The 13,783-nt window shown below is 46.1% G+C and carries 12 protein-coding genes and 1 riboswitch; of the genes, 2 read left to right on the top strand and 10 right to left on the bottom strand.

The features are described 5' to 3' along the window. The first annotated feature begins 107 nt into the window (after positions 1–107). The gene (locus tag AC4EHK_RS01790; RefSeq protein ID WP_490977084.1) at positions 108–995 is read left to right on the top strand and encodes a MerR family transcriptional regulator; all 888 of its coding nucleotides are present in this window, start codon (positions 108–110) and stop codon (positions 993–995) included. A gap of 44 nt (positions 996–1,039) precedes the next feature. Here the strand turns inward: AC4EHK_RS01790 and AC4EHK_RS01785 are convergent, their stop codons facing one another. Further along, positions 1,040–1,225: a hypothetical protein gene (locus AC4EHK_RS01785; RefSeq protein WP_038705039.1), complete on the bottom strand. Its 186-nt coding sequence runs from the start codon at positions 1,223–1,225 to the stop codon at positions 1,040–1,042. 95 nt (positions 1,226–1,320) lie between these two features. After that, a complete protein-coding gene (locus AC4EHK_RS01780; protein ID WP_490977083.1) occupies positions 1,321–2,619 on the bottom strand; it encodes an NCS2 family permease in 1,299 nt (432 codons plus the stop codon). A 336-nt stretch (positions 2,620–2,955) separates the two neighbouring features. Between AC4EHK_RS01780 and AC4EHK_RS01775 the strand changes: the two genes are divergently transcribed. Next, the gene (locus AC4EHK_RS01775) at positions 2,956–3,867 is read left to right on the top strand and encodes a nuclease-related domain-containing protein (protein WP_490977082.1); all 912 of its coding nucleotides are present in this window, start codon (positions 2,956–2,958) and stop codon (positions 3,865–3,867) included. A gap of 48 nt (positions 3,868–3,915) precedes the next feature. Here AC4EHK_RS01775 and AC4EHK_RS01770 read toward each other — a convergent pair whose 3' ends face one another. The 8 genes from AC4EHK_RS01770 to AC4EHK_RS01735 all read right to left on the bottom strand — a co-directional run bounded on the left by AC4EHK_RS01770 (position 3,916) and on the right by AC4EHK_RS01735 (position 13,403). Next, complete coding sequence (locus AC4EHK_RS01770; protein ID WP_490977081.1) at positions 3,916–4,137, bottom strand: hypothetical protein; 222 nt, start codon at positions 4,135–4,137, stop codon at positions 3,916–3,918. Positions 4,138–4,181: 44 nt separating this feature from the next. Next, positions 4,182–5,393 carry a NupC/NupG family nucleoside CNT transporter gene (locus AC4EHK_RS01765; RefSeq protein WP_490977080.1) on the bottom strand — a complete coding sequence of 404 codons (1,212 nt, stop codon included), beginning with the start codon at positions 5,391–5,393 and terminating at the stop codon, positions 4,182–4,184. Positions 5,394–5,556: 163 nt separating this feature from the next. Further along, on the bottom strand, positions 5,557–6,975 hold the full coding sequence (locus AC4EHK_RS01760) for a DHA2 family efflux MFS transporter permease subunit (RefSeq protein ID WP_490977079.1): 1,419 nt from the start codon (positions 6,973–6,975) through the stop codon (positions 5,557–5,559). 106 nt (positions 6,976–7,081) lie between these two features. Continuing rightward, entirely contained in the window at positions 7,082–10,129 is a 3,048-nt protein-coding gene (locus AC4EHK_RS01755) for an efflux RND transporter permease subunit (RefSeq protein ID WP_490977078.1), read from the bottom strand. Positions 10,130–10,227: 98 nt separating this feature from the next. Continuing rightward, on the bottom strand, positions 10,228–10,476 hold the full coding sequence (locus AC4EHK_RS01750; protein WP_490977077.1) for a hypothetical protein: 249 nt from the start codon (positions 10,474–10,476) through the stop codon (positions 10,228–10,230). A gap of 115 nt (positions 10,477–10,591) precedes the next feature. Further along, on the bottom strand, positions 10,592–11,758 hold the full coding sequence (locus AC4EHK_RS01745; protein WP_490977076.1) for a TraB/GumN family protein: 1,167 nt from the start codon (positions 11,756–11,758) through the stop codon (positions 10,592–10,594). Positions 11,759–11,891: 133 nt separating this feature from the next. Further along, positions 11,892–12,734, bottom strand: a complete 843-nt coding sequence (ypfJ, locus tag AC4EHK_RS01740) for a KPN_02809 family neutral zinc metallopeptidase (RefSeq protein ID WP_490977075.1) — start codon at positions 12,732–12,734, stop codon at positions 11,892–11,894. A 57-nt stretch (positions 12,735–12,791) separates the two neighbouring features. Further along, entirely contained in the window at positions 12,792–13,403 is a 612-nt protein-coding gene (locus tag AC4EHK_RS01735) for an SAM-dependent methyltransferase (RefSeq protein ID WP_490977074.1), read from the bottom strand. A gap of 106 nt (positions 13,404–13,509) precedes the next feature. Continuing rightward, positions 13,510–13,688, top strand: a riboswitch (Lysine riboswitch). The last annotated feature ends 95 nt before the right edge of the window (positions 13,689–13,783 follow it).

Here is a 13,783-nt window from a genome sequence, read left to right as displayed (position 1 = left end):
TTTTTGTCCTTTTTGTAGAATATTGTCTGTAGCTTTACGCGTTTGATTCTACGTTGTATAATATTTGTACAACAAATACCATAAATCTATAGAATGAAGGTAATGCTATGTATAATATTAAGGCAGCTGCCAAAATCTTAGATATGCCGAAAGTGACAATCCGTTCCTGGGAAACGCGCTACAGCGCAATCACTCCCGCCCGAACGGAATCTGGACACCGCCTGTATTCGGATCAAAATCTGGAAGATTTAAAATGGCTAAAAATACAAGTTCAGGACAATGGCATGAAAATTAGCGAAGCCGTAAAAAAGCTTCACGCTTCACGCAAACAATTCATCATACCAAATGCAGAACAGCCGCAAAAAAAAGCGCTGGAATATGATGAACAAATAAATCAACTTTTCCAGGCTGCCGCCGAAATGGATACTGAGCGCTTCAACTATTTGTTGGACCTTCATTTTTCTTTATTCCACCATCAAACAGTCTTTTTCCATATTATCGCACCGTTGATGGTCCGTATTGGAGAAGCATGGGAAAACGGCGTTATCAGCGTTGCGCATGAACACATGATTACACACATTGTTCACCAGCGTTTTAACCAATTTTTCCGCATCTTTCCAACTTCTCCAAAGCTGCCGAAAGTTATAGCCCTTAGCCCAAGTGGTGAACAGCATCAGCTCGGCTTGCTGCTGTTCACCCTATTCCTGCGGGAGAATGGCTTTTCCGTCGTTTATATTGGACCGGACACGCCTCTTGAAGGCCTAGAAGAAATGGTCAGCAAGCAAAATTTCAAGTTAATGTGCATGTCCATCACGACGCGCAAAATGCTGCCAGTTGCAAATGAGTATATTGATGCGCTATCGAAAGCCAATCCAGAAATGCATTTTATTCTCGGAGGCCTCGGAGTCGATTACGAACAAGTTGAAGGCAACCGCTGGTACTTGGGAAGCGACGTCAACTACTGGCAGGAATGGCTCGACAAACAAAATTTTTAACATAAAAAACTCTCTCAATTTATATTGAGAGAGTTTTTGTGTTTTTATTCCCAATCCAAGTCCTGATAATCTTTCTGGTAAGGTCCATTGTCCGTCACTTCTGAATGGTAAAGCGCTTTTAGCGCGAAGCCTTTTTCAAGCTCCATTTCTTTCATTAGCACTTTCAACCGTTTTTTCAAGTCCGGGTGATCGCTGACCAACTGTTCCATTTTGGATTTGGTGTATTTCATCTTTATCCGCTCCTTTTGGATCTTCTTGCCTTTATTGTACACCGCCATAGAAAAAAACGCACTTGCCTCAGCAAATGCGTTTCTGTTTATCGCCTTTAGCTTAAATAATGAAATACGAAATTCGCCAGGAACAAGCCTGAGATTACATACAAAATCGGTGAAACTTCACGCGCTCTGCCGGTGGCGACCTTCAAAATCGGATACAAAATGAACCCGATGGCGATGCCGTCCGCAATGCTGTACGTAAACGGGATGAGCGCCACAATCAGCAAAGCCGGAAAGCTTTCCGTCATATCCTTCATATCCAGGTTTTTGATATTTTGCAGCATCAAACCCCCAATAATAATCAAGATCGGCGCAATTGCGCTGTCCGGAATCAGTTTGATTACCGGAATGAAGAATGATGCGACCAGAAACAAAAGTCCCGCTGTAATGGTCGTCAATCCGGTCCGTCCGCCTGCTGTCATGCCCGCTGCACTTTCGACCGTTGCCACTGTTGGGCTGGTTCCAAAAACGCCAGAAGTCATCGCAGACACAGAAGTCGCTTGGAAAGCGCGGCCGAACTTCTCGGGACGCTCAATAAATGCCACTTGCCCGTGGACAAGCCCGATGTTTTCAAACACCAACACCATCGTCAGCGAAAAGACGGCCACCCAAAATGTCATGGACAAAATATTGCCAAAGGACAATGCCCCGAACACTGCAAAGGCTTCCGCCGCATTGATCGACGACTCGTTCATACTGCCGAAATCAATCAATCCGAAAAATGAAGCGATGGCTGTTCCCACCACAATCGTAATAAGGAAATTCCCCGGCACGTTGCGGATAAACAGAACAATCGCAATCAGAAACGTCAGCACCGTCGCCAGCACTTGCGCTTCTGCAAGCGAACCCAGTGCCAGGATCGAACTCGTCCCGCGCTCGACGATCCCACCTTTTTCAAGGCCGATCAGCATGAGGAACAAGCCCAAGCCAACTGTAATTGCTTCCTTCAATGAATGCGGTACCGCTGCGCTCAATATTTTTGCAAAGCGTGTAAATGCCACCGCTACAAAAATCACTCCGGAAACAAAAACAACTGCCAGTGCTTCCTGCCAAGACAAGCCCATCGACTGGACCATCGTGTAGGAAAACAAAGCGTTGATTCCCATACCAGGAACCAGCAAGATCGGAACATTGCCCCAAAATCCCATAAGCAAGCAGCCGAACACCGACGCCGCAATGGTTGCAACAATTGCTGCTTCAATCGGCATGCCCGCTTCCGACAAAATTAGGGAATTGACGGCGATAATATAAACCACCGTAAAAAAGCCAACCAAGCCCGCTGTGATTTCGCGTTTGACCGTTGTGCCGTTCTCCTGAAGACCAAAAAATTGATCCATCCAATTAAACATAGTCATAACCTTCTATTAAATTAGCCCTCTCCCTACCCGCTCTGCCTATCGAAATAGGTAAGCCAAGATAGGAGTGTAATCCAAAAAGAAGGCGCTGTCAAGGGGATATGCTTGATAAGCAGTTGTGCTGGCCGCGAACGACTGAAAAAATTGTTGAACGACTGAAAATGACGAAACTGATCGCTTTTCGCCTGCGAAAAGCCGGTAATCAGATTTTTCATGAGTCCCTAAAATAAAATAGCCACGCAGAAAGGCGGAGTGCTATAATTCTATTAATTTTAAAAAGGAGGGATTCATATCGAAAGAAAACTAGACCCATTAGCCCGGGCGGAAGCATTGGAATTGCTTCTGGTGCGACTCGACGAACAGCACCCGCAGCGAACCTTTCTTGAACGGGAGCTGCACTGGACCGCTGCCGGAAAAAGAGGTGAAAGCCGGCTGCAGAAGAAATTCGATGAATTTTATTCGGAGGAAGAATTCCAGATCCTGTGGGACGTCAGTTTGAAAATCGGCACCTGGCCCGTTCAAATGGATGGTCTCTTGCTCACGGAACGATGCGCCATCATCATCGAGTCCAAAAACATCAATGGGCAACTCCACTTCGATGATAAGACGAGCGAATTTTTCCGTATTAATTCAGCTGGAGAAAAGACTGTCATGGAAGACCCTAGAGTCCAGTTGAACAAGCACATCCGTTTTTTGACACACTTCTTTAAAACGAAAAAAATCAATCTCCCAGTATCCGGCCTGATCGTCTTTACTGCCAAAGATTGCGAATTCGCATCCAAACCGCATCGTGCTCCTATCTGTAAAACCTACCAAATGGTCGAATACCTCTTACGGATTCTGCAAGCTTTCCCCCTAGAAGCTGAAAACATCAAATTGGCTAAAATCAAAAAAATGATTATGGCCAATCAAACCCCTTATAAACAATCCCCTTTGTGCGTGTACTATTTCATTGATCCGAAAGATTTGCAGCCCGGTGTTTATTGCCAAAATTGCAAGGCGCTTTCGATGCAGCGCGACAAGCGGAGCTGGCTCTGCAAAAAATGCAGTATTCGCGACGCTTCCGCGCATCTGTTGGCTATTCGGGAATACTTCACATTTATAGAGCCGGAGATCTCCAATCGAAAATTCCGTGAGTTTTGCGGTTTGGAATCCAGGGCAGTTGCCACAAGGTTGCTAAGCCAGCTGAACCTGAAGAAAGTTGGCGACTTAAAAACTTGCTCTTATCATTTGTGGGAGTAAATCGGCAAAACCTCCACTAAGGTGTGAGGTTTTTTGCGTTCATGGGATTTACTGAAGTGAGCGTGCATATTTTTCATTGAACGTGCATAAGTCTCTCTTAACCGTGCATAAAAATTTCTGAACGTGCATAACCAGCTCTAAACGTGCGTATTTCAAATCAAGCGTGCATAAGCCGCGTCCATCTTGCTCCATGACCACTTTGCCGGCTTCACTCTCTAGCCGAAACCCCAATGTGCCCCGCTTTCCGCAAGCGGAAAGCATTAAAATCAAAAAAGAGACCTGCAGCAACTGCAGATCTCTCAATAATATAAAGTTTAGACGAACATTCCGGCAATAGCTGCACTCAATAGTGAAGCGAGCATCCCTGCCGCAACGGCGCGAATGCCGAGGCGGGCGATATCCGGACGACGGCTAGGCGCCATAGCACCAAGACCGCCAAGCAGAATAGCCAATGAGCTTAAGTTGGCAAATCCACAAAGGGCAAAGCTGATCACGATAACTGTTTTAGGTGATAAGTTTTCAATTTCTGGAGCAAAGGCTGTGTACGCAACAAATTCGTTAAGTACTAGTTTTTGTCCGATGAAACTGCCGGCTTGCACCGCTTCGGCCCAAGGAACACCAATCGCCCAAGCAAGCGGTGCAAAGATGACACCCAATATGCTTTGGATGGTCAATCCTTCAAAGCCAAAGAATCCACTAATTCCACCAAGCACACCGTTCAATAAGGCAATCAATGCGATAAATGCAAGAAGCATCGCACCAACATTCAACGCCAGTTGCAGGCCGTCAGATGCACCACGTGCCGCCGCGTCCACAACGTTGACCGATGTTTGGTCTTTTTCCATCACGAACTCTTTTTCTTCAACCACTTCTGTTTCCGGCATCATCATTTTCGCCATGATCAAACCAGCTGGTGCAGCCATGAAGCTTGCAGCCAGCAAATATTCAAGCGGTACGCCGAGAAGTGCGTAACCCGCCAAGGTAGAACCAGCAACTGAAGCGAGCCCCCCTGTCATTACGGCAAACAATTCAGATTTGGTCATTCCCGCGATAAACGGACGCACAACAAGCGGCGCTTCCGTCTGGCCGACGAAAATGTTCGCCGCTGCTGAAATCGATTCTGCTTTGCTCGTTCCCAGAAGCTTCGATAATGCGCCTCCCAGAAGTTTGATGATGATTTGCATAATACCTAGGTAATAAAGAACTGAAATCAATGAAGAGAAGAAAATGATGATCGTCAATACTTGGAAAGCAAAGACGAAACCGAAATTCTGCGTATCAGCCGCTGGGCCAAATACAAAAGCGATCCCTTCACCTGCGTAATCAATGACGTTCTGGACTAGATTTGAAAGCCCCAACAAAAGCTGTCTGCCGAAGTCCCATTCCAATACCATAAATGCAAACGTAATTTGGATGGCTAGTCCGCCGAGAATTGTCCGTGGCTTAATAGACTTCTTGCCGCTTGATAATAGGAAGGCGATTCCAAGAACAACGAATACGCCAAAGATGCCCCACAATAAATTCACAACTTCACCTCATTGGTATATTTTTTATCAGAAAATTAAGCAAATAAATTGTTTAAATCTACTGTCGTCAGACATCTTACCAAATCTGTTGATAGAAGTAAATGGCTATCGTGTGACAAAATGATAACGCATACATAAGTCCTACAACCCGTTATACCGGGCTTTATCTTTCCTTTTCGTTTTCCGGATCGGCTTTCCTAAGGAAAAAAGCCAAAACTACTCCAACTACACTTAAAACCCCCACAACCATAAACGAGATATTGACGCCGCGAATCAATCCTTGAACTCCGTATTGTTCCGGATCAAGCGCGGTGCTGGTCATAATGGTCACCAAAAGCGCGGTGCCGATTGATCCTGATACTTGCCTCATCGTATTGCTCATTGCAGTGCCATGCGGAATCAGCCGTTCCGGCAATTGATTGAGTCCTGCCGTCGTCACCGGCATCATCACCATGGCCACACCAAACATGCGGACCGCATGCATAACGGTCAAGTAAAGAAAAGAAGTGGTCGCAGTCAACACCGTAAACTGGAAAGTGGAGACTGTAACAATCGACAAGCCAACAATGGACAGCCATTTGGCGCCAATCTTATCGAAAATACGGCCGGTAATCGGATTCATCAAGCCCATTATGATAGCTCCTGGAAGCAGCATCAAGCCGGATTCAAGGGCCGTAAAGCCGTGCATGTTCTGCATATAAATCGGCAGAATCGTAGCGCTGCCGATCATGGAAATAAAAACGATGACACTGAGCACTGTAGACAAGGTAAAGATTCCATAAGAAAAAACTCGAAATTCCAAGATTGGTTCATCCAATCGGAACTGGCGGCGGATAAAGAATACCAGTGAACCAACACCAACCACTATAGAAATTGCCACAGCCGGACTGTCCCACCCGAGTGAACCTGCACTCGAAAAACCGTAAAGAATTCCTCCAAACCCTAGTGTAGAAAAAACAATCGATAAAATATCCAGCGTGGGGAAAGTTTGCTTTGTGACATTTTTTAAGAAAAAGTAAGCCAGAATAAGATCCAGCAACGCAATTGGGATAACGATATAAAACAAGGCACGCCATGGGTATTGCCCTACAATCCAGCCTGATAACGTAGGCCCGATTGCGGGAGCAAAGGAAATGACCAAACCGAACAAGCCCATCGCCTGTCCACGTTTTTCCACAGGGAAAATGATGAACAGTACTGTCTGTGTCAACGGCATCATGATGCCCGCCCCTGCAGCTTGCACAATCCGCCCAACCATAAGTACTGAGAATCCAGGAGCAAAGGCACAAATAATCGTGCCCGTCGCAAATAAACCCATCGCCACAAAAAATAGGTTTCGCGTTGTAAACTTGCCAATTAAAAAGGCAGTAATCGGAATCATCACCCCATTGACCAGCATAAAGACGGTTGTCAGCCATTGTGCCGTGTTAGCGGTAATACTCAGGTCATCCATAATATGCGGCAAAGCCGTTGCCAATAAAGTTTGATTGAGAATGGCGATAAAAACACCAGCCATTAAAACTGCCAGGAAAGGGCCTTTCGCAATATCCTCTTTTGCATTCTTCTGTTGGATTTCCTCCATACCCCTCTCCTCCAATCATCTTTACTTTATTGCTTACCCGCTCACTTTTCGAATACTCATCCATTCAAATAAAAACTGCGCAGCCAATAAGCTGCGCAGTTCCTGATTATTCTGCAACTCTGTTTCTACGGCGATTCACCCGGTAAAACACCAGGTACAACGCCGGAATCATCACCAATGTGAACAAACTGGAGAACGTCAATCCGGCAATAATTGTCACAGCCAGCGGTTCAAATAGCGGATCGCCTGACAAAGCAACTGGTACCAGGGCAATGATTGATGTAATCGATGTCAGAAGGATCGGCTTGATGCGGGCGTAGCCTGATTCCACGATCGCTTCATTGATATCAAAGTCTCCTGATAAACGGCGTGTTTCCACAAAGTCGATGAGAACGACTGCATTTCGTACAACAATCCCTGTCAGGGAAACGATCCCCATGACACCCAGGAAGCTTAATGGCGTCTGTGTAAGGAATAAGCCAAGAATTGCACCCGAAATCCCTAGATACACAGCGATCAGTACCAAAAATGGCAGGCTGAACGATTTAAATTGGAAAGCAATAACCAGATAAACCAGCAGCAAAACGACTAGGAAGAGCACGCCAATCTCGGCAAAAAATGCTTCCTGATCCGAGTTTTCGCCGCCTGTCGATAATTCATAGCCTTCTGGCAACGACGCACGTTCAGCATCCACTAGGTCCAGCATCTTATTTTCAAAATCATCCACTTCACCAAATGCACGCAGTGTAATGGAACGGTTTCCTTCTTGATGTGGAATTTGAGCCAAACGTGTTGTTTCTTCTTCCGTCAGCAATTCATTCATTGGAACCAATTGAGGCGGTCCTTGTTCAGAAAGTGACGGTACATTGAACTGAGACAAGTCGATTGGTTCACCATCGACAATCCCTGATTGTTTCAAAGACACATCGTATGGCATTTGCCCCTCATAAATCGTGTACAAGGGCACGCCCTGGGTCAACAGCTGAAGCTGATTGGTCACCGTGCTGAGCGCTATTGTGTTTTCCTGCAGCGCATCCTGATTCGGCACGTATTCAATAGCGGGTACTGGATCTCCCAAGTTGTCAGCGACAATATCGGCTCCGTTTTCAAGCATCTGTTCTTTCAACCGGTCACGCAGCGATTCCAGTTGGTTGATGTCTTCACCTTTAATCGCTACGGTTACAGGAGCACCAACAGGCGGCCCCTGGACAATTGTCTCCAGGAAGATTTCCGCTTCAGGGAAACGCTCGCGCAACTCTGGCTGCCATTTGCTGATAAAGTCGGCAGCTGTGGTATTTTCGCGATCAATGCGGAATGCCACCTGTCCCGTATTGCCTCCTGTGTTGTCCATTGAAGCAGAGAACAAGCTTGGCAAACCTTCACCGGTAAAGATGGCTATTTCAGCCACATCCTCATCTTCCGATACCACCTGTTCGGTCAAATCAGCAAGAAATGCATCGGTTTCTTCGATGGTTGTGCCTTCTGCGAGACGGACATCCATCGTCACTTCCTCCCGGTCTGCTGCCGGGAAAAACTCAAACGGTGTGAACAGCGCCAGCGATAACAAACCTGTCGATATCAACAAACCGCCAACTCCCACAAAAACCGGTCGTTTCAATACACCACGCAGCACTTTATTGGAATAAAACAAGGCCAGCTTTTCAAGCGGCTTTCCTAAAAATCCGGGTGTGTCTGAAATTTTTTTCGCTTTTCGTTTTGTTTTTAAATACTGCATCATCGGTACCAGCGTAATCGACAGCACCGTAGAAGCCAAGATCGTGGTAATCAGAATACTTGGCAATGCTTTGATAAAGGCTCCGTTTCCTCCTGACAACAGCAGCAAAGGCGAAAATGTCACGATGATTGCCAAACTTGAAGAAATAATTGATGGATACACTTCACGGACACCATTAACGGCTCCATTGCGCGGCGAATCTCCTAATTTGTAGCGCCGCTGAATATTGTCGTTGACCACAATGCTGTCATCAACCAAAATCCCGATGGCAATGATCAGCCCTATAACCGAAATCTGATTCAAGTCGACGCCCAAGAACGGAATCGGAATCATTCCAATCAGCACCGAAGCCAGCACCGTCAACGCAACCGCAAAAGAACCATATAAAGTCAAGCCGGCCGTGGTGACGATGAGGACAGCCAACACTGCAATGGCCAAGGACACATACAAACTGTTGAAAATGGCATTGACGTTATCAGCCTGCGACTCGTATTTTTCTGCTTGCACGCCGGCAGGCAAAGTTTCGGTAAATGCCTCAATCACTTCAGAAACATTGTCATCTACCGAGGGAACATCTTGCTCTGTCTGCAAGAAGACCGTATAGGAAATCGCGCGCTCCCCTTCAAACGTGACAATGTCTGTCGTTTCCTGGTCCACCGTTTCAATCGTTGCCACATCTGCCAGCGGAATAGCAGCGCCTCCCACTTGCAGCTGCTCCAGCTTTGCGATGCCTTCGTTTTGCTGAACGGTCAAGCTGACTTGTTCGTTGCCGTTATTATGAGTTCCGAGCGACAAGGGCTGATTGGCCTGCTGGAGCGATTCCAACACTTCGAATGGCTGAAGGTTATTGGCAGCCAGTTCTTCACTGTTCAACTCAACCAAGACTTGCTGCGTATTCAAGCCTTTGACAGTCGTTCCAGCAACCCCAGAAACCGCTTCCACATCTTCCGATAAATTAGACAAGGCATTTTCCATATTTGCCAGTTCTTCTTCGTCCCCATAAAACATATACGATACTAATGGGAAGGTCAGATCCAAGGTTTCAACTGAAGGTGCCTGTGCAGTATCAGGAAATCCCGAAGCCGCAGTACTTGCCTGCTGTTGAATGCTGTTAATCAACTCATCTGGATTTTCACCATCCTCAATTTCCAATGTAATGATGGATGCTGAATTGGCGGAAACCGACTGCATTGACGCGATGCCATCGACTCTCTGGATTTCACGTTCCAATGGATTGGTGATCGATGTCTCCACTTCTTCCGGTCCCGCACCCGGAAGAATGGTCGATACTAAAACCAAACTTGATGGCGTCTCAGGAATTTCGCGCTGGGGCAAGGTTAGAAATGTGTAGGCTCCAATAATCGAGAATATCAAAATCAGAAATATAAATAATTTGCTGCGATCCAATAGATAGTTCATCGGCCTATCCCCTTTAATTTTTGTATAATTATTGTATAACTATTTTCCTTAAAATACTAGCAAGACGCACAGAAAAACCGGGTAAAATTCACCCGGTTTTACACATTCCGAACCTGTTGTTTTTTCATCAAGAAAGCGGCAGCAAATAACAGCAGCGGCAAGAGGACAGCTAAACTGAACCAAATTCCTTGTCCGTCCATGGAGATCAGCAGCGTTGGCAAAAGCAGCGCAACTCCGCTCCAAGCAAGTGCTTTCCATGAACGTTTCCAGAGACCAATAAACGCCAGAAAGGCTGCAGCAATGACCAGAAACCAGAGCAATATCCCCATTAGAAATAAGCCCACCACAACACGCCTCCTCGTTGTTATGAATCTTCACTAATCTATACCCTTTTTTCAGAATAAAACATCGTCAACAAACGAAAAACCGGACAGCCGCGTTCGCCATCCGGTTTTCGTTTACTTATAGATTCTGGAAAAACAAACGGATCACATCAATGCCGCCGATGAGGTTACCGGCTGCGGTCCCCAAATTGGTCAAGACAACAACCAGCAGTACGCGCGTGACTTTGTTATCCCAAAATCCTTTGAGGGTAAAAACATCTTTTGATAGGGTCTGAAAGTCTCCGACATTTGGCCGGCGGATATATGCTTGCGCAAGCCCAGAGAACCAGCCAGCTGCCAATAGCGGATGCAAAGCACCAATCGGCCCGCCGACAAAGGCGGTCAAGATGGCCAAGGGATGGCCAAATGCTACTGCTGCACCGATTGCACCGAGACAAGCTGTCCACAAAATCCAGCTGATGGTCTGATCGATGCCAGCTGCCGGGTTGTTCATGAAAGTCACAGCAATCATAGCGACCAATGCCAACGGAATCGCCCAACCAATGATTTTTGGCCATTTTGATTTAGGCGGTACTTTTGATAACTCTTCCAAGTCGTGTTCGTTGTGAACTTCTTTAATGATTCCAGGGATATGCGCAGCACCCAAAACTGCGACAATTTTCTTACCTGGTGCTTCTTTGATTTTTTGGGCCAAGTATTGATCACGTTCGTCAATAAGCGGTGTTTTCAGTTTTGGGAAAGACTGAGTGAAATCGTTCATGACCGCATTTAAGGTATCCTGTGATTTCATTTCTTCCAAGTCTTCTTCTGAAATCGTTTCTTTACTGAAGATGCTGAAGAATACCGAAGTCAACAGCTGGGCTTTGCCCATAAAGCCGATATTTCCCCAAATGCGTGAAAATGTCACTTGGATGTTTCGGTCGGCCAACACGAGTTCGGCACCGCTTTCTTTAGCTGAAGCAATTCCTTGGATCATTTCCTGTCCGGGCTTGATGCCAAATTGGTCGGCCAGACGATTTTGGAACGAAGAAATGGCCAAGTTCATCAACAGAAGACTGGATTTTTTGTCTTTGATTACTTTGAAAATATCCGTTTCCTTCCACTTGCTGCCTTGCGTCACCGACTCATAGCGCTGCGCATCCAATTCGATGCACACGGAATCTGGCTGTTCGGCTTCAATGACCACTTTGACTTGTTCTGCACTGACTTTTGAAACGTGGGCTGTACCAATCAAAATCAATTCTTTTTCACCATACGTTATGCGTGTAATATTGTCATCGATCATGTTGTACTTCCTTTATAGAACTGGATTTCTTTTCATACCATATGAAAAGACTGTCTATTCTTTATAATGAATCACAACGGCGAAAATATCAATGCCGCGCTCTTTGAATTCTATTTTCCGGAACAGGCGGCGGTCACAAATCAGTCGCATTGAAAGTGTCTCCTTCTTTCAAGTTGCCGGCTTCGAAGCCTTTATAAAACCAATTTTTGCGTTGTTCTGAACTGCCGTGGGTAAAGCTTTCCGGCACCACATAACCGCGTGCACGCTGCTGGATCGTGTCGTCTCCGACGGCACTTGCCGCTGTCAACGCTTCTTCCAGGTCGCCTTCTTCCAAATAGCCCATGCCCTGTGCGTGATGCGCCCAGACACCCGATAAATAATCAGCTTGAAGTTCCAGGCGGACCTGCACTTTATTGTACTCTTCTTCACTTAATTGATTGCGGAGCGGCTGCACTTCTTCCATGACGCCAAGCAAATTTTGAACATGGTGGCCAACTTCATGCGCCACTACATAAGCCATAGCAAAATCCCCCGGCGCTTGGAACTGGTTTTGAAGTTCATCGTAGAAACTCAAATCAATATACAGTTTGTAGTCAGCTGGACAATAAAAGGGGCCAACAGATGCACCGGCCGTTCCGCATGCAGACTCAACGCTTCCGCTGTAAATCACCAGTGTCGGTTCGATATATTCCATGCCTTCTTCTTCAAATACTTGTGTCCAGACTTGTTCGGTATCTGCCAAGACGACCGATACAAATTCAGCCAGCTCCTCTTCTTCAGCAGTTGCTTCATACGGCTGACTGGAAGGAGTCCCAGAGCCGCTCATTTGGTCGAGAATAACCCCAGGATCACCACCTAAAAAAGCCACTAGCAGCACAATTAGGATGCCGCCGATGCCCCCGCCTGCAACCATCGCGCCGCCTTTTCCTCGTCTGTCTTCAACATTTCTGCTTCTGGTTCTGCCCTTCCACTTCATACAGGTTCCTCGTTTCACAATTGTTTTACTTTAAGCATACCCATTACCGGGCTGCTTCTAATCCATTTCGGGCAGCCGGTAAATCAAAAAACGTTCACGCAGATCCTTATGAGAACCCGGCAGTGAAATTTCCTCCACCAATTGAAAAGCTGTACTGGTTTCAAGAAAGTCGCTGTAGTCTTGAGAAGCAAAAAATAGGATGATCTCTACCGTGCGCGGATCGGCTTCGGCTGAACGCAAAACTTTATTAATAAAAGGAATGAACAGTTGTACCGAAAATGGATTAAAAAAATAAAACTTATTATCGCGCGCTTCAATCGGGTAGTCTTGCGCCAAGCCGTTATAGAACTGGATACAATTCTCTGATCCTTTATGTTTTTTAAAATATTCCTTTTTATTGTTTAAAGCCTCTTCGTAAAATGCAGGATTCATTTCAATGCCTGTGCTTTCCGCTCCAAACAGATGATGAATATAAAAGTTCAGGCGGCCCTTTCCGCAACCTACGTCCACCAGCCGATCTCCGGGCAATAAGGTATAATGCTGAAAGAGTTCATCCAGCAGCTCGTATGAAGTTGGCTCATAGCGGTTGTGGTGCAGTGAATCCGTGAAGCCTTGCTGATTTCCCGCTGTCGCAATGTTCAGCAGGCGTTCATAAGCCTGTTCATTCATCCCAGATCACTCCTTCTTCATAAGATTTTACGTTCTCTATCTTGCAATTGACAAGGGAATTTGTTATAGTACAGCTAATTAAATATTTCTTGCTCCAGTTTTTATGGAGTAGGATAGAGGCGCAAAAACCATCAGTACGCAAAACGAGGACGATGAGATCCATTGACGTTTGCCGAAAGGGGGATTTGCCGAAGTGGCGGAAATCTCATGTTTCTGTTCGCTGGGTCTGCATTTAATAAATGCAGGACTGTCATATAGGAGACTATATGGAGGGCTATCTGATGCACAGAAACGAATGGCAAACATTGTTTCTACTGCAGCAACGGGACCCCTCGTTGCTGCTTTTTTGTTCCCTCCTGACTGGCTCCCCCACCTCTAAG

The sequence above is a fragment of the Planococcus sp. TJ-307 genome (assembly GCF_058268435.1).
This window is presented reverse-complemented; position numbering and strand designations above follow the sequence as displayed.

Excerpts from the sequence above, each read along its gene's own strand:
- AC4EHK_RS01785 (WP_038705039.1), bottom strand. The coding sequence starts at position 1,225 with ATGAAATACACCAAATCCAAAATGGAACAGTTGGTCAGCGATCACCCG.
- AC4EHK_RS01755 (WP_490977078.1), bottom strand. The coding sequence starts at position 10,129 with ATGAACTATCTATTGGATCGCAGCAAATTATTTATATTTCTGATTTTG.
- AC4EHK_RS01790 (WP_490977084.1), top strand. The coding sequence starts at position 108 with ATGTATAATATTAAGGCAGCTGCCAAAATCTTAGATATGCCGAAAGTG.
- AC4EHK_RS01760 (WP_490977079.1), bottom strand. The coding sequence starts at position 6,975 with ATGGAGGAAATCCAACAGAAGAATGCAAAAGAGGATATTGCGAAAGGC.
- AC4EHK_RS01745 (WP_490977076.1), bottom strand. The coding sequence starts at position 11,758 with ATGATCGATGACAATATTACACGCATAACGTATGGTGAAAAAGAATTG.
- AC4EHK_RS01780 (WP_490977083.1), bottom strand. The coding sequence starts at position 2,619 with ATGTTTAATTGGATGGATCAATTTTTTGGTCTTCAGGAGAACGGCACA.
- ypfJ (WP_490977075.1), bottom strand. The coding sequence starts at position 12,734 with ATGAAGTGGAAGGGCAGAACCAGAAGCAGAAATGTTGAAGACAGACGA.
- AC4EHK_RS01735 (WP_490977074.1), bottom strand. The coding sequence starts at position 13,403 with ATGAATGAACAGGCTTATGAACGCCTGCTGAACATTGCGACAGCGGGA.